Raw genomic sequence first — 24,408 nt, 5'->3', positions numbered from 1 at the left:
GCTACTTGACGATGGTCTTGTTGCGGACGGTCCCCAGCCCTTCGATGCTGACTTCCACCACCTCGCCGTGCTGGATGTAGCGCGGTGGTTTGCGGGCATGACCGACGCCACCGGTGGTTCCGGTGATGATGACGTCGCCGGGCTGCAGAGTGACGATGTGCGAGATGTACTCGACGAGCTTGGCGGGGGTGAACACCAGGTCGTCGGTGGTGGCGCTCTGCATCACCTCACCGTCCAGGCGGGTCTCGATACGGGTACCGAGTACGTAGTCGGTGACGAGGTAGGGCCCGAAACCGCTGGTCTTCTCGAAGGTCTTGCCCTGGTCCCACTGCAGCGTGCGGTACTGGTAGTCGCGCATCGTGTAGTCGTTGATCACCGAGTAGCCGGCGATGTAGTCGTCGGCTGCCGCCTCGGGCACCTGATACGCCGCCCTGCCGAGGACGACGGCCAGTTCGGCCTCCCAATCCAGTTCGGATGCAGCGTATTCCGGCACGACGACGTCGTCGTAGGGCCCGGTGAGGGCGTCGGCCCACTTGCCGAACAGCGTCGGATACTGCGGCAGGTCGCGGCCCATCTCGGTGATGTGGGAGGCGTAGTTGAGGCCGACGCAGACGATCTTGCCGGGGCGCGGGACGACGGGGGCGTAGTCGGCGCCGGCCAGCGGAACCACCCGGCCCGATGCGTGTTCGGCGATCAGCCGCCAGTCCGGTTCGACGAGCAGGGCCGACAAGTCGGTGTAATCGCCGATGAGGGTGGCGGTGTCGTCGTCGACGCGAGCCGCCGCCGTGGTGCCGTCGATGCGTAGGGTGGCCAGTCTCATCAGGGTCCTTCGGGGATGTAGGTGCGGTCGAAGTGCAGGCGCTCCACGATCGGAGCGTCGGAGAACGTGAAGAGGTCGAGTTCGGTGTCGGCCTCGATGGACCACTCGGTCCAGGAGGGGACGACCACGAGGTCGCCGGTGCCGACGTCGGTGCTGTTCCCGCCGAGGTGGAATCTGCCGGTGCCCTGGAACACTTGGTAGACCGCCGAACCGACGTCGCGACGGGTGCGCGTGTGCGCTCCGGCGCGCAGCCGGTGAAACTCCGCACGGATGGTCGGCATGACGTCGCCACCGGTGGTGGGGTTGGTGTATCGGACGGCCGCATGCCCGGGTTCGGTGGTCGCCGGATATCCCTCGTCCTCCAACTCCAGTTGCGCGCGCAGCGCGGCATCGGTGTGTTCCCACCGGTACGCGGCGATCGGCGAGCTCACCTTGGCGTCCAACCCGACCAACGGGCGCAGACCCGGGTGAGCCCAGAGCCGTTCGGACCGGGACACGTCGGGCGTCGACTCGTCGGTGACGCCGTCGGAGCCGAACTCGAAGAACCCCGTGTCGGTGTAGTGCGCGAACGGGATGTCCAGCCCGTCGATCCAGGCCATGGGCTGTTGTGTCTCGTTGTGGTGGCCGTGAAAGTGCCAGCCGGGGGTGAGCAGGAAGTCGCCGCGACGCATGGCCACCGGGTCACCGTTCACGACGGTCCAGACCCCGTCGCCTTCGACGACGAACCGGAAGGCGTTCTGGGAGTGCCGGTGTTCGGGCGCCGTCTCCTTCGGCCCGAGGTACTGGATGGCCGCCCACAACGTGGGCGTCGCGTATGGAAGGCCGCCGAGACCAGGGTTGGCCAGTGCGATCGCGCGCCGCTCGCCGCCCCGGCCGACCGGGACGAGGTCACCGGCGCGTTGCGCAAGCGGATACAGCGTCGCCCATTTCCACACGAACGGCACGGCCTTCGACACCGGAGCGGTCGGCATCAGATCGGCGCGCTGAGTCCACAACGGCAGCAGGTGTTCGCGGTCGAAATCGGTGTAGAGCCGGTCCAATTGGTCATCGTCCACGCGCGCGGTCATGATGGGAGGCCCTCCTCGGCGAGGCGCTTGCGGATGTCCTCGCGGAGCGCCTTCTTGTCGAGCTTGCCGACCTTGGTGGTGGGAATCTGCTCGACGACGACCAACCGCTCGGGAAGCTTGAACCGCGCGACGCCTGCGGCGTTCATCAGGTCGGTGACATCGGTGAGCGTGATCGGCTCGCCGTGGGCGAGGGTGACGTAGAGACATACGCGCTCGCCAAGCACCGGATCCGGCATGGCCACCGCGGCGGCAAGGTCGACCGCGTCGAGCTGGTAGGCGAAGTTCTCCACTTCTTCGGCCGAGATCTTCTCGCCGCCACGGTTGATCATGTCCTTGTCGCGACCCTCCACCACGAGATTGCCGTCGGGGCGGCGCAGCACGACGTCGCCGCTGGCGTACCACCCGTCTGCGGTGAACGCGCGGGCGTTGTGGTCGGGCGCGCGGAAGTAGCCGCGTGGTGTGTACGGGCCGCGGGTGAGGAGGGCGCCCGCCGTGCCGTCGGGCAAGGCTTGGCCGTCTTCGTCGACGATGTCGATCTCGTCGGCGTCACAGACCGGTCGGCCCTGGGTGGTCAGCACGACTTCGAGGTCGTCGTCCAGGCGGGTCATGTTGATGAGTCCCTCGGCCATGCCGAAGACCTGCTGCAGACGTGCGCCCAACACCGGCTCGACTCGGGCGGCGAGTTCGTCGGGCATGCGGGCGCCGCCGACCTGCAGCACGCGCAGGCCGTTCTTCTTCAGCGTCCCATGGTCCCGCTGGTGTTCGATCCAGCGTTGCGCCACTGCGGGAACCACGGCGGTCACGGTGACCCGTTCGGCGTCGATCGTGTTCAGCGCCCGTTCCGGGGCCGGCGACGGCAGTATGACCACCCGACCGCCTGCGAACAACGCTCCAAGGATGCCCGGACACGCCAGTGCGAAGTTGTGGCTGACCGGGAGGACGGCCAAATAGACGGTGTCGCAGCCGAATTCCGCAATCTCGTTGCACATCAGGATGTTGCAGACGTAGTCGTCGTTGGTGCGCACGATCAACTTGGGAACGCCGGTGGTGCCGCCGGACAGCAGCATGCACACCACGTCGGTACCTGCCGGCTCGAACTGCGCGGGAAGGAATCGCGGTGTCACGGCGACGGCCGCGCCGAGCCGGTACTCCGGCGCATTTTCGGTGCTGCCCTCTGACAGTGCGCCGTGCACCAAAACGGCTCGCACGGTGGGTACTTCAGCGGCGACCTGCTGAGCGCATTCGCGCTGATCCTCTTGGACTACCAGGGCCGTCGCCTCCGACTGTGCCGCGAGATGGGTGATCTCGTGCCGTCCATGAGCAGGCAGTGCCATGACCGGAATGATCCCGGTGCGGAAGCAGCCCAACGAAAGTGCGACGAATTCCCAGCAGTTCGGCAGCTGCACCACGATCCGGTCGCCGGGTCGGATGCCGAAGTCGAGCAGCGCCTGGCCGCACGAGGCCGAACGGTCCCACAAGTCGCGGTACGTCAGACGGGTTGCGCCGTCGACGACAGCCTCGTCGAGCGGCCTGCGCTCGACCTGCTCGGCGAGGAAGGATGCGAGGGATCTGCCGTGCCAATACCCGGCCTTGCGATAGTGCGCGGCGACGTCGTCGGGCCAGGGCACCACGCCGTCGATGGCGATGGGCGTGCGAGTCGTCATGGCCCCTCCACGATTACGGCGTCGAGCGCGATCAACCCGGCGGCGGTGAGGCGCAACGGGTTGATCTCGATGTCACTGACTTCGGCGTGCTCGTCGATGAACGTCGCGAGCGCGATGACGATGCGGGCGAATTCCGCGCGGTATATCCGCGGGCCGCCGCGCCAGCCGTCGAGCATGGCCGCGCACTGCAGGTCGTCCAGCATCGCGGCGGCGGCTTCCTCGGTGACACGGGTGCTGCGGATCGTGACGTCGCCGATGGCCTCCGCGGCGGTGCCGCCAAGGCCGGCGAGGACGATCGGACCGAACACCGGGTCGCGGCGGGCGCCGAGGAACATGTCGACACCGACGTCGGCCATGCTCTCGAGCAGGTATGCCGGCGCGGGGATGGCGTCGAGTGCGTCGAGGGCGCGGTCGAGCTGCTCGTGGGAGCCGACGCCCAGGTGTACCCCGCCGATCTCCGTCTTGTGCAGCACGCCGGCGTCGAGGATCTTGACCGCCACGGGCAGGCGCAGCTCGTCGAGGGCTCGGTGGGCAGCCTTCCGATCACCGCACGCCCGCCGCGGAGGCGTCGCGACGCCAAGGGCATCGAGGATGTCCTTGGCGCGCGCTTCGTCGGCGGGCAATTCGACGGCGTGGCCGGTTCCGACGCGACGTTTGGTGGCTGCCGCGTTGAGGTGTCGAGCCCTGGCGTCCTCCGCCAGTGCCCGGATCCCGTTGGCCAGGGCGGTGGGGGAGTCCAGCACCGGCACCCCGATGTCGGCGGCGAGGTTGCGTGTCTTGGCGACCACGCCGGCGGGTCCGCCGGTGCCGACGACGATGGGCATCCGATGGTGCAGCCCGGACCGGGCGATGGTGTCGGCCAGGTCGACGACGTCGGGCTCGGCGAGCGCGTACACCGCCAATGCGTCGATCTCCGGGTCGTCGGCCGTGGTCACGAGCACGTCGGCGAAACTGTCCGCCGGACGGCCGGTGTCGACCGGGTTGGCCTGAAACGTCATCGGCGGCAACAACTCCGAGAGGGCGATCTGCGTCTGCGCGGTGAGAGCCGGCACCCGCACTGGCCCTGCCTGCAGTTGGTCGAGCACCATGAGGCCCGGTCCGGCCTGGGCGGTGACGACGCCGATGCCCGGGTGGGCGCAGGCAGGCAGGCGGGTGCGGCTCAGCACCGCGAGCGCGTCGACGAGTTGCTGCTCCGAGTCGACGACGACCGCGCCGGCCTCCTTCAGCAGCGCGCGGGTGGTGCGCCAGGACGTGGCGAGGGCGCCGGTGTGCGACGCCGAGAATGCCGACACGTCACTGCGTCCCACCACGATGGCGACGATCGGCTTGTCGGCGCTGACCCGGCGGACGGATGCCAACAGGGCCGCGCCGTCGTCGACCGATTCGACGTGCAGTGCGATGGCAGTGATTTCGGGGTCGTCGTGCAGGTAATCGAGCACGTCGGGTGTGCGGACGTCCACGCAGTTGCCGAGACCAACGCCGAGCCCGACGCCGACGCCGGCTTCGGACAACAGGAACGACAGGGCGTGATTCATTCCGCCGCTGGCCGCGACGACGGCCACCGGCCCGGCGACGATCTGGTCGACGGTGGGGACGAAGGAGACGGTGGCGCCGGCGGGCCGGAAGAACCCGGACGTGTTCGGCCCGAGCAGGCGGATGCCCGTCGTCGTGACGATGTCGCTGAGTTGCCGTTGCAGCGCGGTGCCGTCGACGCCGGCTTCCGCGAATCCGCCCGAGCAGATGACGGCGGCGCCGACACCACAGAGTGCCGCCTCCTGGAGCGCCGCTGGCGTCGTGGCGGCGGGCACGCACAACACGGCCAAGTCGAAGGCTCCGCCGCGGGCATGGGTGGCCGCGGTGAGCGATTCGTGAAATGCGCTGTGAGCGGCGGGCTTCGGATTGATCCCGACCACCGTCAACCCGCTGTCGCTGCCGCGCCGGACGGCGTCGAACATCACCGCACCCAGCTTGCCGGGTGTGGTCGATGCGCCCACGACGGCGATCGAGGTCGGGTCGAAGAGCCTGCCGAGCGTCATCGGGTCGCCTCGACGTGGCTGAGTTCGCGTTCCACGACGGCCGGTTCGGGCTCGTAGGTGACGGCGTCGGCGCGGCCCGACAGGATCAGCGTTGCGGCGTTGTCGATTTCGTCGACCGCCCGTCGGGCGCGTACCGAGGCGTGTTGGTCGACGACGATCGTCGGGATTCCCGAGGCCAAGCGGACGTGTTCGGAGCACAGCACTCGCGTCAACTCGCTGCCGCCGCGGATCACGACCGCTGCCGGCCGGCGTGCGCATATGTCGTCGAGTGCGGTCGTCGTCGCCTCGTCGAGGGCGGTTCCCACGGTGTCGGGGGCGGTGACCAACACGGCGTCGCCCGTGTCGTCGGCCGTCGCGCGCAGCGACGTGCAACCGTCGCCGAGGCTCACCGCCTCCGGCGTCGAAGTCTCGACCGCGAGCAAGCGCCGGTCGAGGATGCGCCCGCCGACGGTCAGTGGCGTCTCCAGCGGTCCGGCGCCGTGCAGATCCCGCCAGGCGCGTTCGCTGTCGGCGACGAAGCCGGGATCGCGCTGACGGATCTTCTCGGCAGAGATGGCGCGGCTGAAGAAGTGAAACCCGAACTGCCATGGCGCAAGCGAGCGTTGATACTCGCCGAAGTGGTCCCACCACGACAGGCTGGGCATCGCCGAGTTCTGCACCTTGGCGACCTGCGGGCGCCGAATCTGTTCGAACCGGTCCAGCGCGGCGGGAATGTCGGCAGGCCGCTCGGCCATCGACTGCGCCAGTGCGGCGGCATCTTCCATCGCCATCTTGGTTCCGGAGCCGACCGAGAAATGCGCGGTATGGACGGCGTCGCCCAACAGCGCAACCGGGGTGCCCTGCGCCGATACGGTGTGCCAGTGACGGGTGCGCCGGGTCCGGAAGTTCGCCCATCGAGAGTTGTTGGCAACCAACGGATGACCGAAGAGGTCCTCGAGGTAGCGCTGCGTGGCGAGGTCCGACGGGCCTGCCGGCTGTGTGACGTCGAACCGGTCGAGCCCCGCGCGACGCCAGGTGGGTTCGTCGGTCTCGACGATGAAGGTGCTCAATCCCGACCCGATCGGGTAGCCGTGCACGGCGAAGTTCCCGTGCTCGTTGCGCTCGTGCAGGAACGTCAGCCCGTCGAACTGATGCGTGGTGCCGAACCAGATGAACTTCACCCTGGCTTCGTCCGCCGTGTGGCCGAGGTCGCCGATGAACTGTTGGCGCACAGTCGAATTGGTACCGTCGGCGGCCACGATGAGGTCATAGCCGATGCCGTCCAACTCGTCGACCGTCACGGGGGAGTCGTAGACCAGGTGGGCGCCGAGTTCCGTCGCCCGGCGACGCAGCGACTGGAGCAGGACGCGTCGGTGCACGGCGGACATCCCGTTGCCGCCTGCCGCGACGGTCACGCCATTGCTGTGGACCGCGATGGTGTCCCACCGCCGGCCGTGGTCCGTCAGGGTTTCGCGCAACACCGGATCAATGGCGTCGACGTTGTCCAAGGTGGTGTCGGAGAAGACCACGCCGAAGCCGAACACGTCGGACTCCGAGTTGCGTTCGAAGACGTCGACCCTGCATCCGGGCAAGGTCCGGGACAGCGCGATCGCGGTGAAGAGTCCGCCGGGGCCGCCACCGATGCAGGCGATCCGCAGAGTTGGCGTCAAGGTCGGCCCCCAATGGCTGTGCCACCGAATCCTCGGCGGCTGGTGACCTCATCATGTAACAGCAGTAGCCGAAAAGTCAATCAAAATGTCACACGACGTTGCGGGCACTCGATCCGGTGGTGACCGCTTCGATCAATTCCTCGGCGGCTGCCCGCAAGGTCTCGTGACATTCGAGGAACGTCTGGTGCGCTACCTGACCCCGCCAGCCGGCGGGGAGCAACTCCTCGGGAAGGTCGGGATCGCGGAACGGGTAGTGCCGGTACTTCTGAATGAGCGCCGTCCGCTCGACGAGCGCCTCCGGCCCGGACAGCCCGCGTCGGAAGCCGGCCAGCCTGGGCTGGTACTCCTCGATGAACGCCTGGTAGTCCTCGCCGAGGCCGCGCAGATCCCAGCAGCGTCGGGCGAGCATGCGGTCGGTGGTGATGGCCGCCGACGTACTGCGCAGGAAGATCACCTGCAGCTCGTCGTCACCTTCCAGGGACTCCGACACGTTCTTGCGATGGTCGTGCGGGGAGAACCAGCTGTTGCCACCGCCGTGGCCGAATCCCCACCAGGTCAAGGCCTTTTCGATGCGCTGACGCTGTTCGCGACTGCTGGTCTGTTCCTCCACGAGTGCTTGGGTCCAGGTGCGATCCCACGTGTCCTGATGGCGTTCGAAGATGCGCGCCCGACCGTCGTCGAGGAGGCGCCAGCTCTTGTCGTTCAGTACGTAGGTGACCTCGCGGCCCGACCGTTCCGAGTCGAACCAGCCCTCCCGGCGCAGCCGCGTCATCACGACGCGGACCGTGGCGGGTTCCACGCCGAAGACGCCGAGCAGTTCGGTCAGGACGCCGAGTTTGGCCGCCCCTCCGCGGTACCGGAAGTACTCGCCGTACAGGTCGAAGACGATCGAGCGTGGCCGCATGACGCCCGTCCTCTCAATGCAGCTCGTGTATCAGAAGCCGTCGCTTCCGAGTCGACTATGTCACAGGACGGTCGATTACCGGGCCGGCTACGGCTGCAACGGCACCGAGCGCTCAGCCGCCCTTGAGTCGAATCTTGAACCGCACGAACGTCAGATAGCCGAGTGACAGGACGACGAGCATCCCCATGTCGAACAGCCAGGTGCCCGACGTGTGCTTCCAGTGCGAGTCCTTCGGCGTCAGAGGGCCGGGCACGATCTTGGTCAGGTCCACCGTCGACGCCGAAGCGGCGAAGCCCCACCGAGCCGGGGTGAACCACGCCATCTGGTCGAGCCCGATCCGGCCGGTCACCGGGATCATGCCGCCCTGGAACACCAACTGCGACATGATCGCGATCACCAGCAGCGGCATGATCTGCTCGTTGGACTTCGCCAGTGCCGAGAGCGCGAGCCCGACCATCGCCGCGCAGACCGTCGTGGCGGCCATGCTCGCGAAGAGTTCCAGTGACGGGTTGCCGAGGACGTTCGCGCCCTGCGTCGGGGCGCCCTTGCCCATGATCGTGATGGCCGTGACGATTCCGGCCTGCACGATCGCGAACACCGAGTACACGCACACCTTCGCCAGCAGGTAGGCGGTCGTCGACAACCCGACCGCCTGCTCGCGCTTGAAGATGGCCCGCTCACTGATGAGGTCGCGGATGGTCAGCGCGGTGCCCATGAAGATCGCACCGACGTTCAGCAGCACCAGGATCTGGCCCGGCTCATTGGGGGCGTCGCCGAACGGATCGGGCACGCCGAACCCGACCTTGCCCGGCACGGACAGCGACAGCGTGCCCATGATGAACGGCAGCAACGCCAGGAAGATGAAGTACGCGCGGTCCGACACGACGAGCCGGATCTGGCGTCGCGCGATCGTCGAGAACTGCCGCACGATGCTGGTCCGCGTCGGACTGCCCAGATCGGCGGGTTGATCGGCGGGCGGCTGCGGCGGCGGCGGACCGTGGCGCTCGAGGAACTTCCTGGCGGCGGCCTCGGGATCCCCGGCGACCGCGCTGAAGATGTCGGCCCAGTTGGTGGTGCCCAGTTGGGGACCGATCTGGCTGGGCGGTCCGGCGAAAGCCGTCTTGCCGCCGGGGGCGAGCAGCAGCACCTGATCGCAGACGTCGAGGTAGGTCAGCGAGTGGGTCACCACCAGGACCACGCGGCCCGCGTCGGCGAGCTGGCGCAGCATCGTCATGACCTGGCGGTCCAGTGCGGGGTCCAGGCCGGAGGTCGGTTCGTCGAGGATCAGCAGTGACGGGCCGGTCAGCAACTCGAGGGCGACCGACGCGCGCTTGCGCTGCCCGCCGGACAGCTTGTCGACGCGGGTCTCCGCGTGCTTGGTCATCTCGAGCTCTTCGAGCACCTGAGCCACCACCTGGGCGCGGTCGGCCTTCGTGGTGTCGGGCGGCAGGCGCAGTTCGGCGGCGTACATCAGCGCCTGGTTCACGGTCAGCTGCCCGTGCACCACGTCGTCCTGCGGGACCATGCCGATGCGGGATCGCAGGGAGGCGTACTCGGCGTGGATGTTGTGGCCCTCGAAGGTCACCGTGCCGGTGGTCGGGTGGGTGTAGCCCGCGACCAGCCGGGCGAACGTCGACTTGCCCGCGCCCGAGGGGCCGATGACGGCCGTCAGGGTGCCGGGCCGCGCAGTGAGCGAGATGTTGTCGAGCAGCGTCTTGTTGCCCTCGATGGTCCACGTGACGCCGTGGACGTCGAGACCGCCGGTGCGAGTGGCGGCTTCGGTTTCGGTGCGGCGGGAAAGCGTTCCGCCCGCGAACACGAGGTCGACGTTGCCGATGGTCACCACGTCGCCGTCGCGCAGCATCGCGGAATCGACCCGCGCACCGTTGACGAACGTGCCGTTGATGCTGCGGTGGTCCTGGATCTCGGTACCGGCGGGCGTCGGCACCAAGGTGGCGTGGTGGCGGGAGGCCAGCACGTCCGGGATGACGATGTCGTTGTCGGTCGCGCGGCCGATCTTGATCCCGCCCGCCGGGACGTCCGGCGCCCTGCCCGGTCGCAAGATCTTGAGCATGCTGGTGGCGAGGTTGCCCTCCGCCTGGCGGGGCTGTGCGGTCGGCCCCATCGCGGTCGGAGGCGTGTAGCTCTCCGGCGGCGCAGCGGGCGGGTAGCTCTGTGGCGCACTGGGGTACGAGGACGGCCCGCTCGGGTACGACGGTGGCGCACTCGGGTACGCCGACTGCGGACCGCTCGGGTAACGCGGCTGTTGGGCCTGCGGATACGTCGGTTGCGAGCGCGACGCGCCGGGCGGCGGCATGGCCGGCCGTGCGGGCGGCGGCTGGGTGGGCCAGGAGTTGCTCGGGCGGTTGGCGGCCACGGGGACCGAGGTGGTCTGTGGTGGCGTCCCCACCGAGCCCTGGTGGTGGCCGACGTCGAAGGCCAGCCGCGGACCGTCGGGATTGCCGATGTTGACGTTCAGTCCGTCCGTGATGTCCACCAGCGGGACCCGGTGGCCGTTGACGAACATGCCGTTGAGGCTGCCGTTGTCGATGGCCGTCCAGCGGCCCTGGTCGAAGCGCAGGATCACGTGCGCGCGGGAGATCAGGGGATGGGCCACGCGGAGATCGGCGCGCAGATCACGACCTATCACTACGTCGTTGCCTGCTGCGAAGGTCCGTGACGACCCGTCGTACCGAACGGTCAGCGCGGGTGGGGCTGGTCGAGTCATCGGTTGCAACTCTATCGGTACCGACGCCGCGATTGACGGCAGTCCACGCCGTCAATCAGCGGACGAGACACCCCAGCGTGCCGTGTCGGTGATCTGCTGCACCTGCCACGACCTAGGGCTGGTCCTATGCCGTCGTCCGTCGGCACCTCGTTGCGGGGCAAAGAATTCCGGAATTCGCCGAATGGATCGTGGAAGATTGCGCGCGGGCGTTGATATCGGGCGCCTAACGATTCGGTCTTGGTACGGCTGAGATCCATCGATATTCAGGCAAGACATGGTCTCGTAAACGGCATGGCGACGATGAACCCGCGGGCGGATCGACTCCGCGCGGCGCTGCGCGCAATGGTTGCGGCGCTGCTCACCGGCAGCGCCGCGTGTGCCGCCGTGGCTACGGGCACTGCTTTGCCCTCCGCGGCCGCCCAGCCTCCCGCCGGTGTCGACACCCGTGGCTTCGTGAACTCGGCGGCCCGGTGCGATCCCCAGCAGACGGCCGTCGTCGTCGGCCGCACCACGAAGTCGTTGATCGCCATCTGCGCCGACGGCCGCGGACGCTACGAATACCGCGGCGTTCGGCTGGCCGACCAGGCGCTGCAACGGTTGCCCGCGACCGCACTGGCCAACGGCTGCTTCGGCGCGCGCACCGAGGAGGTCTTCTACACGGTGTCGGAGCGCAAGCTCCTGCTGACGTCGGGGATTCGGATCCTGCGCGACGAGGCGATGCTGGAGTTCAAGGACTACCGCCTGCCCGCCGTGGCTCCGGTGTCACAGCGGATGCCCGTCGAGCACTTCCGTTAGGACCAGCTCGGCGAGCCCGTGACGACGCAGTGGGTGTGGCTGTAGATGGTGGCCATGCACTTGTTGCAGTGCGTGCACGCCGAGCGCACGGCGCCGTCGTCCTTGATGCGGTTGATCAGGTCCGGCTCGGCAAGCAAGGCGCGGCCCATCGCCACGAAGTCGAACCCCTCGGCCATCGCGAGGTCCATGGTCTCGCGATTGGTGATGCCGCCCAACAGAATCAGCGGCATCTTGAGTTCGGCCCGGAACTGCTTGGCCTGGTCCATCAGATACGCCTCGCGGTAGGGGTACTCGCGCAGGAACTTCTTGCCGGTCATCCGGATACCCCAGCGCAGTGGAGGTTTGAAGGCGCCGGCGAACTCCTTGATCGGCGCATCACCGCGAAACAGATACAGCGGGTTGAGCAGCGAACTGCCCGCCGTGAGCTCGAGGGCGTCGAGGCCGCCGTCCTCCTCCAGCCACCTGGCGGTCTGCAGCGACTCGTCGAGTGAGATGCCGCCGCGGACGCCGTCGGACATGTTGAGCTTCGCGGTCACCGCGATCCGATCACCGACGGCGTCACGGACTGCCCGCACCAGACCGCGCGCCACCTTGGCACGATTGGCGAGCGAGCCACCGAATTCGTCGGTCCGGCGGTTGATCAGTGGGCTGAGGAACGAGCTGGCCAGATAGTTGTGGCCGAGATGGATTTCCACGGCGTCGAAGCCGGATTCGATCGCCAGTCGGGCGGCGTTGGCGTGTGCCGCAGTGATGTCGTCGATGTCGCCGGCGGACGCCTTCTTGGCGAACCGCATGGACAGCGGATTGAAGAAGCGCACCGGCGCGTACGCCTTGGCCTTGTTCGTCCGGGAATTGGCGACGGGTCCCGCGTGGCCGATCTGGGCGCTGATCGCGGCGCCCTCGGCGTGGATGGCATCGGTCAGGCGCCGCAGCCCGGGAACCGCCTCGGGCCGCATCCAGAGCTGCCAGCCGTCTGTGCGTCCGCCGGGTGACACCGCGCAGTAGGCCACCGTCGTCATGCCGATGCCACCCGTGGCGGGCAGCCGGTGGTAGGTGATCAGGTCGTCGGTGACCAGGGCATCCGGGGTGGACGCCTCGAACGTCGCGGCCTTGATGATGCGGTTGCGCAGGGTCACCGGGCCGAGCTTGGCTGGGCTGAAGACATCGGTGAACACATTGGGCTGAGTGTTCATTCATCAGAGCCTGCCACAATGTCTGGCGTGGGAGCGATCACTTTGGACGGCAAGGCCACGCGCGACGAGATCTTCGTCGACCTCAAGGAACGGGTTGCGGCTCTGACGGCCGCGGGCCGCACGCCGGGGCTCGGCACGATCCTGGTCGGTGACGACCCCGGATCGCAGGCCTACGTACGGGGCAAGCACGCCGACTGCGCGAAGGTGGGCATCACGTCGCTGCGCCGCGATCTGCCGGCCGACATCAGCCAGGCGACGCTCGACGAGACCATCGACGAACTGAACGCCAACCCGGAGTGCACCGGCTACATCGTCCAGTTGCCGCTGCCGAAGCACCTCGACGAGAACGCCTCGCTGGAACGCATCGACCCGGCCAAGGACGCCGACGGCCTGCACCCGACCAACCTCGGCCGGTTGGTGCTCAACGAGCCGGCGCCACTGCCGTGTACCCCGCGCGGCATCGTGCACCTGCTGCGGCGGTTCGAGGTCGAGATCGCCGGCGCGCACGTCGTGGTGATCGGCCGCGGCGTGACGGTCGGCCGGCCGCTGGGGCTGCTGCTCACCCGGCGCTCCGAGAACGCGACGGTCACGTTGTGCCACACCGCAACCCGGCATCTCCCGGAGCTGGCCCGCGAGGCCGACATCATCATTGCCGCGGCGGGCATGCCGCACATGGTGACGGCGGAGATGGTCAAGCCGGGCGCCGCGGTGGTGGACGTCGGGGTGAGCCGCGACGATGCGGGCAAGCTGGTCGGCGACGTGCATCCCGGGGTCTGGGACGTCGCGGGTCACGTGTCGCCGAACCCGGGCGGTGTCGGGCCGTTGACGCGGGCGTTCCTGCTGACCAACGTCGTCGAGCTCGATGAGGCGAAGTTAGTTTGACGCCAAGGGAATTCGCGCGAAAGGTGTTCGCGGGGCAGTGGCCGATCCTGACGGTGGGCCTGTTCCTGCTTGCGGCATTCGGGCTGGTGGTGGCGGGCTACTGGCGCCGCGGTGCACTGGTGCTGGCGATCGGCGTCGGTGTCGCGGCGGCGATGCGGCTGACCCTGTCCGAGGATCGGGCCGGGCTGCTCGTCGTGCGTAGCAGGGCCGTCGACTTCATCACCACCGCAACCGTCAGCGCGGCGATGTTCTTCATCGCGTGGACCATCGACCCCTTGGGCACCAGCTAGCGCGCTCCCGTCGAGGCGCGCGCCTCGAATGTGAAGATATGTGCGAAATTTCGGCGATTTTTCGCGAACAGCTGCACTCTCGACAAACTTGCCTAGAAGGCAAACTTGCCCATCGGGCAATAATTCTCTACGCTGGCCGACATGACCGGAGACATGCAACTCGGACTGCGCGAGCGCAAGAAACTCGGTACCCGATGGGCGCTCAGCGACGCAGCCTTGGCGCTCGCCTTGGAGCGGGGCTTGGAGAACGTCACTCGCGAAGACATCGCCAACAGGGCCGGCGTATCACTGCGGACGTTCAACAACTACTTCACCGGCAAGTACGAGGCGGTCGCCTTTCGGCAGATCGATCGAACCCGCCAGAGCCTGGCGGCCTTCCGTGAGCGGCCCGCAGACGAACCGCTCTGGACGGCGATCACGGAGGCAATGCTCGCGCCGCTGGAAGCCGAGGGCGCCATGGACATTCGGCCCACCCACGACGAGCTGGTTGTCATCCGCGATCTGCTGTCCGCCAAGGATCTGCGTGCCACGCTGACGAAGGACCTCTTCTCCGACTGGGTCGAGGCGATCGCGCAGCGCACGGGAATGGACCCCGTTCGGGACATGTACCCGCGCTTGGTGACCGCGGTCGTCCGGGCGGTCGGTGAGACGGTGATGGAGACGTATGCCCATGCCGATCCACCCGTTGCGTATACCGAACTCCTCCGTCGCGGCTATGCCGCTGTGGCGGCCGGATTACCCGAAAGGTGATGTCGATGTCGGAAAACCAGGTATCCGTTGTCATCTCAGGTGCCGGTCCCAACGGCCTGATGGTGGCGTGCGAACTCGCACTGGCCGGGGTGCGTCCCGTGGTGCTGGAGCGACTGCCGGCGCCGAGCGACGAGCCCAAGGCCAACGGCCTCGTCGGGCAGGTGGTTCGGCTGCTGGACATGCGCGGCCTGTATCGGCGGTTCACCGGCTCAGAGGTTCCGCCGCAGCCCGTGTACCAGTGGATGTTCAGCGGCATGTCGGTTCCGTTGTCCGGTATGCCGGACAATCCGATGTATGCGCTGATGCTGGGTCAGCCTCAGCTCGTCAGGCACCTCGACGAGCGGGCGCGCGAACTCGGCGTCGACGTCCGGTGGGGCCACGAGCTGATCGGCGTCGAATCCCATTCTGACGGTGTGAAAGTGAGCATCTCGACCCCGGACGAGACGTACTCGCTCGAATCCAAGTTCCTCGTCGGCGCCGACGGCGGACGCAGCATCGTGCGGAAGCTTGCGGGCATCGGATTTCCCGGCCACACGTCGAACACCGTGGCCCGCATCGCCCACGTCCGCGTGCCCGACGAAATGCTCACCGCCGATGGCGCTCTCGACGTGCCGGGTGTGGGTCCACTGCCGTTCGGCCACAACCGACTCGACCGAGGTGGGCTCATCTATGCCCCGTTCGAGCGCGATCGCCAGATGGTTGGCACCATCGAGTTCGACCAGACCGCGGACGAGTCCGAGCCGATGAGCCTCGACGAGTTGCGCGTCAGTGCCCGCCGGGTACTCGGCGTCGACCTGCCCATCGAGCCGCCCGTCGGCGACGGGCCGCACGCCTTGCGCCGCATCGCCGGGCAGAACAGCAGGCAAGCCGACCGCTATCGCGCTGGGAACATCTTCCTGGCGGGCGATTCCGCGCACGTGCACTGCGCGATGGGCGGGCCGGGCCTGAACCTGGGCCTGCAGGATGCGATGAACCTCGGCTGGAAACTGGCCGCCACCGTCAACGGTTGGGCACCCGATGATCTGCTGGACACCTATCAGAGCGAGCGTTATCTGGTCGGCCAGCGCGTGATGATGCACTCGATGTCGCAGACCGCCCTGTTCGGTCCCGGACCCGAGATCGCCGCGCTGCGAGAACTTTTCACCGAGCTACTGCAGGTACCGGCCGTCGCCGAGCACATGGCGCACCTGCTGGCAGGCTCCGACGTCCGCTACGAGATGGGTGACGGACACCGGCTCTCCGGACTGATGGTTCCCGATCTGACATTGGACGACGGCCGTCGCGTCGCCGAACTCTTGCACGAAGCGAGACCCGTGCTGCTCGACCTGGCCGGGGGAGCGCTCGCACCGACGGGCGCGGACTGGGCCGACCGCATCGAAGTGGTCAACGGAACCATCGCGGACCAGCCGTTCGCCGGGATGCTCATTCGCCCCGACGGCTATGTCGCCTGGGCCGCGGACACGTGCGAAGCCGCCGATGTGCAACGGCTGCGCGCGGCGCTGCAGCGGTGGTTCGGGTCACCCGCCTAGGCGAGCGTCGCCCGGATGGCCACCGTCACGTACGGCAGCGCCAGGCCGGTGGTGTTCACCAGCGCCGGGTGGGTGGCCAGCAGCTCGCGCACCTGATCCAGCGTGCGGGTGCGCACCTCGGTCGGTGAGGTGATGCAGTAGCTGCGCGAGGCGACCAGGTCGATGAGTGCCTGCGGGGTCAGGTAACTCGTCCACTCCACCTGATGACGTTCGACGGCCGAGAACGGCTCGGGCAGCGTCACCTCCTGGTTGAACGGATCGTTCTCGTGCCCGACGATGCGGCCGAGATCCTTGACCCAGCCCATCCGCTCGTCGCGGGTATTCCACACCAGCCCGAGCCGACCGCCCGGCCGAAGTACCCGAGCCACCTCCTTGACGGCGCGCACGGGATCGAACCAGTGCCAGGCCTGTGCCACCAGCACGGAGTCAACGCTGTTGTCCGGCAACGGGATTTCCTCGGCGGTTCCGAGGAGCGCGGGTACGTCGGGCAACGAGGCGCTGAGCAGTTCGAGCATCTCGGGAATCGGATCCACCGCCACGACGTCGAGCCCGCGCTCGACGAGGCGGATGGTCAGCTTGCCGGTACCCGCGCCGAGGTCGAGCACGTCGCGCGCACCGCAGGACAGCAGCCAGTCGATGGCCTCTGGCGGGTACGACGGCCTGCCACGTTCGTACGCCGCGGCTTCCTCACCGAACGACAGCGAGCGCCGCTGTCTCGACAGATCCGATGTCACCGTGACGCCAACTCCAGGGTCTTCCGGATGAGGACGCCGACCGCCTCGGTTTCGACCAGGAATCCGTCGTGGCCGAAGTCCGAGTCGACGACGTTGAGCCCGGTACAGCCGGGTAGCAATTCGGCCAGTTCGGCCTGCAGCCGCAGCGGGTAGAGCCGGTCGGAGGTGATGCCCCCGACCACCGTGGGCACGGTGCAACCGGCAAGGGCTGCCCGTATCCCGCCGCGCCCGCGGCCGACGTCGTGGCTGCTGAGTGCATCGGTCAACGCGACGTAGGTGCCCGGGTCGAACCGTGCCGCCAGCTTCCCGCCTTGATGTTCGAGGTAGCTCTGCACGGCGTAACGGCCACCGTCCGTGGGGTTTTCGCCCTCTTGCGCGTCGTTGCCGAACCGGTCGTCCAGCTCCTTCTCGCCGCGGTAGGTCAGGTGCGCGAACCGGCGGGCGATCTCCATGCCGACGTAGGGCTCGCGCTCGGAGCCGTAGTAGTCACCGCCCTGCCAGTCCGGGTCGGCCTTGATGGCCGACACCTGCGAACTCTGCGTACCGATCTGGTCGGCGGTCGCACGGGCACCAACCGCGAGCACCAGGGCCGCCCGCACGGTTTCGGGGTGACCGACCATCCACTCCAGCGCGCGTGCGCCACCCATCGATCCGCCCACGACGGCGGCGACCTGCGTGACGCCCAGCGCCGCCAGCGCCGCGATGTCGGCCTCGACCTGATCTCGCACGGTGATCGCCGGGAACCTTGAGCCCCAAGCCTTTCCGTCAGGCGCGGGCGAACTCGGACCGGTCGAGCCGCGGCATCCGCCCAAGACGTTGGTGGCGATGGCGCACCACCGGTCGGTGTCGATCGGCGCGCCGGGCCCGGCGACGCCGTCCCACCATCCCGGCGTCGGGTGACCCGGCCCAGCCGGTCCGGTGATGTGCGAGTCGCCGGTCAGCGCGTGCAGCACCATCACGACGTTGTCGCGGTTCGGCGACAGCTCACCCCACCGCTGAACCGCGATCGACACGTCCTCGAGGACGGTGCCGTTCTCGAGCGTCAGCCGGCCGATGTCGACGATGCCGACCTCACCCTCGGCGGGCAGCACCGCATCCCGCACGGCGGGCACTTCTGAAATCGTCATGTCGGGACCCTCACACCGTGGCCGCGGTCTGCGGCACTCCCGAGAACGGCTTGGCCGCGGCGAAGCCCCGCTCGAGGTCGGCGAGGATGTCGTCGATGCCCTCGATGCCGACCGCCAGCCGGACCAGGCCGGGGGTGACGCCCGTCGCCAGCTGCTCGGCGGGGGACAGCTGCGCATGCGTGGTCGACGCCGGGTGGATCACCAGGGAGCGCACGTCGCCGATGTTGGCGACGTGGCTGTGCAGGGTGAGCGCGTTGACGAATGCCTTGCCCGCCTCGATGCCACCCGCCAGCTCGAACGCCAACACCGCGCCGGTGCCCTTGGGGGCCAGCTTGCGGCCCAGCTCGTACCACGGCGACGTCGGCAGGCCTGCGTAGTTGACCGACACCACGTCCTCGTGACCGGACAGGAACTCGGCGACCCGCTGCGCGTTTGCGACGTGCCGCTCGACGCGCAGGCTCAGCGTCTCGAGGCCCTGGGCGATGAGGAACGCGTTGAACGGCGCGGCGGCCGAGCCGAGGTCGCGCAGCAGTTGCACCCGCGCCTTGAGCGCGAAGGCGGGCGGGCCGAGCTCGGCGAACACCACGCCGTGATAGCTCGGGTCGGGAGTGGTGAAGCCGGGGAACTTGCCGTTGGTCCAGTCGAACGTGCCCGCATCGACGATCACGCCCGCGATCGCCGAGCCGTGCCCGCCGAGGTACTTGGTGGCCGAGTGCACGACGATGTCGGCGCCGTGCGCGATCGGCTGGATCAGGTAGGGCGTGGCGATGGTGTTGTCCACGATCAGCGGCACACCGTTGTCGTGTGCCACGGCCGAGACGCCGGGGATGTCGAGGACGTCGATCTGTGGATTGGAGATGGTCTCGGCGAAGAACGCCTTGGTGTTCGGCCGCACCGCCGCCCGCCACGAGTCCAGGTCGTCGGGATCCTCGACGAAGCTGACCTCGATGCCGAGCTTGGGCAGCGAGTAGTGGAACAGGTTGTACGTGCCGCCGTACAGGCGCGGGCTGGACACGATGTGGTCACCCACCGCGGCCAGGTTGAGGATCGAGAAGGTCTCGGCGGCCTGGCCGGACGCCAGGAACAGCGCCGCGACGCCGCCCTCCAGTGCGGCGATCCGCTGCTCGACGACGTCCTGCGTCGGGTTCATGATCCGGGTGTAGATGTTGCCGGGCTCCGCGAGGCCGAACAGCGCGGCAGCATGGTCGGTGCTGTTGAAGGTGTACGACGTAGTCTGATAGATCGGCAGCGCGCGGGCGTTGGTCGCGATGTCCGGCGTCTGGCCGGCGTGGACCTGCTTGGTCTCGAAGGCCCAGTTGGCTGACGGGTCGCTCTCGGTGTCGGGGGTGCTCATGGGGTGTGTCTCCTGATGGATCGTTCGGGTACCGGAAAGCGCGCCCGGGCGTCGTGGAGGCACGACGGGCGGACGCTAAGAGTCACGGAAAACGACACATGGTGGGCCTCCGCATCAGGTTTCCCTGTCTCTCGGGGGGCCCGTCCAACGGACCCGCGCTTGCCGCGCAGCCGACTTACTGCTGCTCAACCTGGTCAATCACCCGGGGCACCCCACCGCGGTTGGAGGGTTGCCGGCCAGCGAGCCGGGGCTTGACGCTGGCACTCATGACCGAAACGAATCGTATCTCACCCCGCCGACTGGTTGCCAGCCGCTTTCCGCCGGCCACCGGCCACCGCGCGTGACCAGAAGTGCCGACCGAGGGGAGCGTTTCGGGCTCCGGCCCTCACGGGTAGCGTCGTATCCGACGCGATACCGATGGCCGCCAAGGCTTCGTCGCTGACCTTCTTTGATTTCTGACCGACCCTGACGCCGGGAGAGTGACCATGGGTGCCCAGCAGCCAACCATCATCTACACGCTGACCGACGAGGCGCCGCTGCTTGCGACGTACGGCTTTCTGCCGGTGCTACGCACCTTCGCCGATGCCGCAGGCATCGACGTCAAGACCACCGACATCTCCGTCGCGGCACGCATCCTCGCCGAATTCGACGACTACCTCACCGAAGAGCAGCGGGTGCCGGACAACCTGGCCGAGCTGGGCGCTCTGACCCAGAAGCCCGAAACCAACATCATCAAGCTGCCGAACATCAGCGCCTCGGTGCCGCAGCTCCTGGCGGCCATCAAGGAACTGAAGGCCAAGGGCTACGACCTGCCGGACTACCCCGGTGAGCCGAAGACCGACGAGGAGAAGGAAATCAAGGCGCGCTACGGCAAGTGCCTCGGCAGCGCGGTGAACCCGGTACTGCGGGAAGGAAACTCGGACCGTCGCGCACCCAAGGCAGTCAAGGAGTACGCGCGCAAGCACCCGCACAGCATGAGCCCGTGGTCGCAGGCCTCCCGCACCCACGTGGCCACCATGAAGAAGGGCGACTTCTATCACGGCGAGAAGTCGCTGACGCTGGACCGGGCCCGCAAGGTCAAGATGGTGCTGGAGACCAAGAGTGGCGAGACGCTCGTGCTCAAGCCCGAGGTGTCGCTGGACGACGGCGACGTCATCGACAGCATGTTCATGAGCAAGAAGGCCCTGTGCGACTTCTACGAAGAAGAGATGCAGGACGCGTACGAAACCGGCGTGATGTTCTCCCTGCACGTCAAGGCGACGATGATGAAGGTCAGCCACCCCATCGTCTTCGGCCACGCGGTGAAGGTCTTCTACAAGGACGCGTTCGCCAAGCACCAGAAGCTGTTCGACGAGCTGGGCGTGAACGTCAACAACGGGCTGTCCGATCTCTACGCCAAGATCGAGTCATTGCCTGCGTCGCAGCACGAGGAGATCATCCGCGACCTGCACGCCTGCCACGAGCACCGTCCGGAGCTGGCGATGGTGGATTCGGCGAAGGGCATCTCGAACTTCCACTCGCCGAGTGACGTGATCGTGGACGCCTCGATGCCCGCGATGATCCGGCTGGGCGGCAAGATGTACGGCGCAGACGGCCGGACCAAGGACACCAAGGCGGTCAATCCCGAGTCGACGTTCTCCCGCATCTATCAGGAGATCATCAACTTCTGCAAGACCCACGGCCAGTTCGACCCGACCACCATGGGCACCGTCCCCAACGTCGGTCTCATGGCGCAGCAGGCCGAAGAGTACGGCTCCCACGACAAGACCTTCGAGATCCCCGAGGACGGCGTCGCCAACATCGTGGACATCGACTCCGGTGAGGTCCTGCTGACGCAGAACGTCGAGGCCGGCGACATCTGGCGGATGCCCGTCGTCAAGGATGCGCCGATCCGCGATTGGGTGAAGCTCGCCGTCACCCGGTCCCGCGAATCCGGTATGCCGGTGGTGTTCTGGCTCGATACCGAGCGACCGCACGAGGCGGAGTTGCGCAAGAAGGTCAAGGCCTACCTCGCCGAACTCGACACCGAGGGGCTGACGATCCAGATCATGCCGCAGGTGTGGGCCATGCGGTACACGATCGAGCGCGTGATCCGTGGTGAGGACACCATCGCCGCGACCGGAAACATCCTGCGCGACTACCTCACCGACCTGTTCCCGATCCTCGAGCTGGGCACCAGCGCGAAGATGCTCTCCATCGTGCCGTTGATGGCCGGAGGTGGGTTGTACGAGACCGGCGCAGGCGGTTCGGCGCCCAAGCACGTCAGCCAACTGGTCGAGGAGAATCACCTGCGCTGGGATTCGCTCGGCGAATTCCTGGCCTTGGCGGTCAGCCTGGAGGACCTGGGTACCAAGGAAGGCAACGAGCGGGCCAAGATCCTCGCCAAGACGCTCGACGCTGCGACCGGAAAGCTGTTGGACAACAACAAGAACCCGTCGCGCAAGACCGGTGAACTCGACAACCGTGGCAGCCAGTTCTACCTCGCCATGTACTGGGCGCAGGAACTCGCCGAGCAGACCGAGGACAAGGAGCTCGCCGAACACTTCGCCGCGCTGGCCAAGGAGCTGACCGAGAACGAAGACGCCATCGTCGCCGAACTCAATGAGGCACAAGGCAATCCGGTGGACATCGGCGGTTACTACTACCCGGATCCCGAGAAGACCACGGCGGTGATGCGGCCAAGCAAGACGTTCAACGCTGCGCTGGAGGCCGCACGCGGCTGACACTCAGCCTGCGGACGGCGCGATCCGCTGCGGTTCGGTGTGCTGGTCGACGAAGTCGGCGATCAGTTCGGTGACGCGGCCCGGCGCCTCCAGCATCGGGATGTGGCCGACGCCGTCGAGTCGGATCACCTCCGAGCCTTGCGGCAGGTTCGTGGTGAAGTACCGGTTGCCCCGAGGAGTGGGGAACACCCGGTCCTTCTCGCACAGCACCAGCTGAGTGGGCGCCGAGCCGTTGGCCATTTCCACGAGCCCGGGCAGCAGCAGCGTCCTGATCAGCAGCTGGAAGTACGCCGGGCAGTGCGTCGCGTCGTCGACGAGGGCGAGCAGGTCGGGATGGCTGGGTCCGTCGGCGGGTCCGCTGACGGGCAGAGTTGCCAGCCGTCGTGCGAAGGGCAGATCGACGATTCCGGGGCCGACCAGACGCGCGGCCAACAGCGCCGGTGCGCCGAGCAGGAACTTGGCGATGGTCTCGAACTTCGTCGGCGAATACCGGGTCCAGCCGCCGGCGGGGGCGATCGCGGTCAGGCTGCGGGCGCGGCCGCGGCGCTCCAGCTCGAAGGCCGCCCAGCCGCCGAGCGAGTTGCCCACCACGTGGGCGGTCTGCCAGCCGAGTTCGTCCATTTGACGTTCGACGTGATCGACCAGTGTGCCGATGTCCAGCAACCACGTGTTGGTCCGGGGTCCGCCGTTGTGACCGGCCATGGTCGGGGCGAACACCTCGTAGCGACCGGTATCGGCCAGCTGGTCGGCTACCGTCCGCCACACGTTCTGCGAGCACAGGAACGGGTGCAGCAGCACGATGGGCTCGCCACCGGGGGCGCCGACGTGGATCGGTGCACGTTGTTGGGGTGTCACGGGGACCGACACTAAAGGTGATACCGCCGGTACCGCAAGCTTGAGCCGTCGCTGGACGACGGATTCAGCGAACCGGCTTGATCGTCATGCCTGCGATGTCGGGGTCGAGGTGTTGGAGCGCGACCAGTACGGATGCGCCGTAGTAGTAGTCGCGGGTCAGTCGTGACCGCACCGTCCTGGTCCGCCCCCGTCTCTCCGGCGGTCTGAGTTCCTCGATGCGGGCTTCGAGAGCGTCGACCATTTCGCCGAACTCGACGACGAGGCCCGCGATGATGAGAACTTCCGGGTCGACGAATCCTTCGATGAGGATGGCGACGTGGGCGATCTGATCGATCACCGCGCGGATGAGCTCTTGCGATTTTGGGTTCTGCCGGACCTTTCGGGCGACGGCGTCGAGGTCGATGTCGTCGAGCGGTATGCCGGTGGTCTCGGGGGCGACCTGCTGCATGGCGTTGATCGACATGTGTGCTTCCAGGCAGCCGGTGCGGCCGCACAGGCAGAGGTTGGAGCCGTTCTGCACGGGGACGTGGCCGATGGCCCCGGCAAATCCGTTGGCGCCGTAGTGCGGACGCCCGTCGATGATCAGCCCGATGCCGACGCTTCCGCCGTAGTCGAGGACGACCGCGGAGCGCGTCCCGCGGCCGTCGCCGGCGATGGCCTCGGCCAGCGTGGTGGCTTGGGTCAGGTCACGCACCGCTACCGGGATGCCGAGCATGTCCGAAAGGGATTCCCCGAGAGGAACATTCGACCATCCCGGTAACTCAGATCGCATGACCGTTCCAGTCGATGGGTCAACGTAGCCGGGGATGCATACGCCTGCTGCGGCGACGGCACCGCCAGAGCTTTCGATCAGTTGCTTGGCGACCCGCGCGATCGAGCGGATGACGGACGCGGGAGTTCTTCCGAGAGTGGAAGTTTCGCCCTGCTGAAGGAGGTCGCCGGTAGCGCCGGCGACGGCTACACGGGCTCGCTTGGCGCCGATCTGAATCCCCAGCACGCGTTGGGCGTCGGGGTTGCAGTCCAGCAAGATTCGGGGCCGTCCGCGACCGGCTGAACCATTGGGAGGCGTCGGCAGTTCGATCAGCGTGCCATTGCTGAGTAGGTCCTTGACGATGGCGGTCACCGACGAACGGGCCAGCCCAAGCTCGTCGGCCACGTCCGCCCTCGACATCGGGCCAGCGGTGCGCAACAGGTGGACCACGCGCTGGCGATGCAGCAGGCGAAGCATCTGCGTTCCCTGCGTCGCCGGCTTCGACTCGATCAGTGCGACCTCCTTGACGAGGTAGAGAATAGTCTGTTATTAAATTC

At 67.6% G+C, this 24,408-nt stretch carries 19 protein-coding genes and 1 riboswitch; of the genes, 6 read left to right on the top strand and 13 right to left on the bottom strand.

Going from position 1 to position 24,408, the window contains the following annotated elements:
- Position 1: 1 nt before the first annotated feature.
- The 7 genes from N536_RS0128320 to N536_RS0128290 all read right to left on the bottom strand — a co-directional run bounded on the left by N536_RS0128320 (position 2) and on the right by N536_RS0128290 (position 10,868).
- Positions 2–820 (bottom strand): fumarylacetoacetate hydrolase family protein, encoded by an 819-nt coding sequence (locus N536_RS0128320; RefSeq protein ID WP_029116693.1) that lies wholly within the window; start codon positions 818–820, stop codon positions 2–4.
- On the bottom strand, positions 820–1,887 hold the full coding sequence (locus tag N536_RS0128315; RefSeq protein WP_029116692.1) for a cupin domain-containing protein: 1,068 nt from the start codon (positions 1,885–1,887) through the stop codon (positions 820–822). Before N536_RS0128315 ends, N536_RS0128320 begins: the two co-directional genes overlap by 1 nt.
- On the bottom strand, positions 1,884–3,551 hold the full coding sequence (locus N536_RS0128310) for a (2,3-dihydroxybenzoyl)adenylate synthase (RefSeq protein WP_029116691.1): 1,668 nt from the start codon (positions 3,549–3,551) through the stop codon (positions 1,884–1,886). Before N536_RS0128310 ends, N536_RS0128315 begins: the two co-directional genes overlap by 4 nt.
- On the bottom strand, positions 3,548–5,587 hold the full coding sequence (locus tag N536_RS0128305) for an acetate--CoA ligase family protein (protein WP_029116690.1): 2,040 nt from the start codon (positions 5,585–5,587) through the stop codon (positions 3,548–3,550). Before N536_RS0128305 ends, N536_RS0128310 begins: the two co-directional genes overlap by 4 nt.
- Positions 5,584–7,236 (bottom strand): FAD-dependent monooxygenase, encoded by a 1,653-nt coding sequence (locus N536_RS39750; RefSeq protein ID WP_231514666.1) that lies wholly within the window; start codon positions 7,234–7,236, stop codon positions 5,584–5,586. Before N536_RS39750 ends, N536_RS0128305 begins: the two co-directional genes overlap by 4 nt.
- Before the next feature lie 88 nt (positions 7,237–7,324).
- Positions 7,325–8,140 (bottom strand): PaaX family transcriptional regulator C-terminal domain-containing protein, encoded by an 816-nt coding sequence (locus N536_RS0128295; RefSeq protein WP_029116689.1) that lies wholly within the window; start codon positions 8,138–8,140, stop codon positions 7,325–7,327.
- A 112-nt stretch (positions 8,141–8,252) separates the two neighbouring features.
- Positions 8,253–10,868 (bottom strand): FHA domain-containing protein, encoded by a 2,616-nt coding sequence (locus N536_RS0128290; protein ID WP_029116688.1) that lies wholly within the window; start codon positions 10,866–10,868, stop codon positions 8,253–8,255.
- Between the two features lie 291 nt (positions 10,869–11,159).
- On the opposite strand from N536_RS0128290, the gene N536_RS39745 reads away from it, so the two are divergent.
- Positions 11,160–11,663, top strand: coding sequence for a hypothetical protein (locus tag N536_RS39745; RefSeq protein WP_051574830.1), 504 nt, complete (start codon positions 11,160–11,162; stop codon positions 11,661–11,663).
- Here the strand turns inward: N536_RS39745 and N536_RS0128280 are convergent.
- The gene (locus N536_RS0128280; RefSeq protein WP_029116687.1) at positions 11,660–12,856 is read right to left on the bottom strand and encodes an NADH:flavin oxidoreductase; all 1,197 of its coding nucleotides are present in this window, start codon (positions 12,854–12,856) and stop codon (positions 11,660–11,662) included. The genes N536_RS39745 and N536_RS0128280 overlap by 4 nt on opposite strands.
- A gap of 27 nt (positions 12,857–12,883) precedes the next feature.
- On the opposite strand from N536_RS0128280, the gene N536_RS0128275 reads away from it, so the two are divergent.
- The 4 genes from N536_RS0128275 to N536_RS0128260 all read left to right on the top strand — a co-directional run bounded on the left by N536_RS0128275 (position 12,884) and on the right by N536_RS0128260 (position 16,307).
- Entirely contained in the window at positions 12,884–13,738 is an 855-nt protein-coding gene (locus N536_RS0128275) for a bifunctional methylenetetrahydrofolate dehydrogenase/methenyltetrahydrofolate cyclohydrolase (protein ID WP_197040255.1), read from the top strand.
- A complete protein-coding gene (locus N536_RS0128270; RefSeq protein ID WP_029116685.1) occupies positions 13,735–14,028 on the top strand; it encodes a DUF3017 domain-containing protein in 294 nt (97 codons plus the stop codon). Before N536_RS0128275 ends, N536_RS0128270 begins: the two co-directional genes overlap by 4 nt.
- 141 nt (positions 14,029–14,169) lie before the next feature.
- A complete protein-coding gene (locus N536_RS0128265) occupies positions 14,170–14,778 on the top strand; it encodes a TetR family transcriptional regulator (protein ID WP_029116684.1) in 609 nt (202 codons plus the stop codon).
- A gap of 5 nt (positions 14,779–14,783) precedes the next feature.
- The gene (locus N536_RS0128260; protein ID WP_029116683.1) at positions 14,784–16,307 is read left to right on the top strand and encodes an FAD-dependent monooxygenase; all 1,524 of its coding nucleotides are present in this window, start codon (positions 14,784–14,786) and stop codon (positions 16,305–16,307) included.
- On the opposite strand, the gene N536_RS0128255 is transcribed toward N536_RS0128260, so the two are convergent.
- Genes N536_RS0128255 through N536_RS39740 form a run of 3 tightly spaced genes read right to left on the bottom strand, consistent with a single transcriptional unit; the run spans position 16,304 to position 19,522 of the window.
- On the bottom strand, positions 16,304–17,029 hold the full coding sequence (locus tag N536_RS0128255; RefSeq protein ID WP_029116682.1) for a class I SAM-dependent methyltransferase: 726 nt from the start codon (positions 17,027–17,029) through the stop codon (positions 16,304–16,306). The two genes, N536_RS0128260 and N536_RS0128255, sit on opposite strands and share 4 nt — an antisense overlap.
- A gap of 8 nt (positions 17,030–17,037) precedes the next feature.
- Positions 17,038–18,168 carry a homoserine O-acetyltransferase gene (locus N536_RS0128250; RefSeq protein ID WP_029116681.1) on the bottom strand — a complete coding sequence of 377 codons (1,131 nt, stop codon included), beginning with the start codon at positions 18,166–18,168 and terminating at the stop codon, positions 17,038–17,040.
- A gap of 10 nt (positions 18,169–18,178) precedes the next feature.
- Entirely contained in the window at positions 18,179–19,522 is a 1,344-nt protein-coding gene (locus tag N536_RS39740) for a bifunctional o-acetylhomoserine/o-acetylserine sulfhydrylase (protein ID WP_051574829.1), read from the bottom strand.
- 150 nt (positions 19,523–19,672) lie between these two features.
- Positions 19,673–19,794: riboswitch (SAM riboswitch) on the bottom strand.
- A gap of 213 nt (positions 19,795–20,007) precedes the next feature.
- On the opposite strand from N536_RS39740, the gene N536_RS0128240 reads away from it, so the two are divergent.
- Positions 20,008–22,245, top strand: coding sequence for an NADP-dependent isocitrate dehydrogenase (locus tag N536_RS0128240; protein WP_029116680.1), 2,238 nt, complete (start codon positions 20,008–20,010; stop codon positions 22,243–22,245).
- Between the two features lie 3 nt (positions 22,246–22,248).
- Here the strand turns inward: N536_RS0128240 and N536_RS0128235 are convergent, their stop codons facing one another.
- Positions 22,249–23,100 (bottom strand): alpha/beta fold hydrolase, encoded by an 852-nt coding sequence (locus N536_RS0128235; protein ID WP_036437922.1) that lies wholly within the window; start codon positions 23,098–23,100, stop codon positions 22,249–22,251.
- Positions 23,101–23,164: 64 nt separating this feature from the next.
- Entirely contained in the window at positions 23,165–24,328 is a 1,164-nt protein-coding gene (locus N536_RS0128230) for an ROK family transcriptional regulator (protein ID WP_029116678.1), read from the bottom strand.
- Positions 24,329–24,408 lie beyond the last annotated feature (80 nt).

It is taken from the genome of Mycobacterium sp. URHB0044, from assembly GCF_000620625.1.
In the GTDB taxonomy this organism is placed as follows: Bacteria; Actinomycetota; Actinomycetes; order Mycobacteriales; family Mycobacteriaceae; genus Mycobacterium.
The sequence above is the reverse complement of the archived record's forward strand: the minus strand, read 5'-3'. Positions and strand labels throughout refer to the sequence as shown.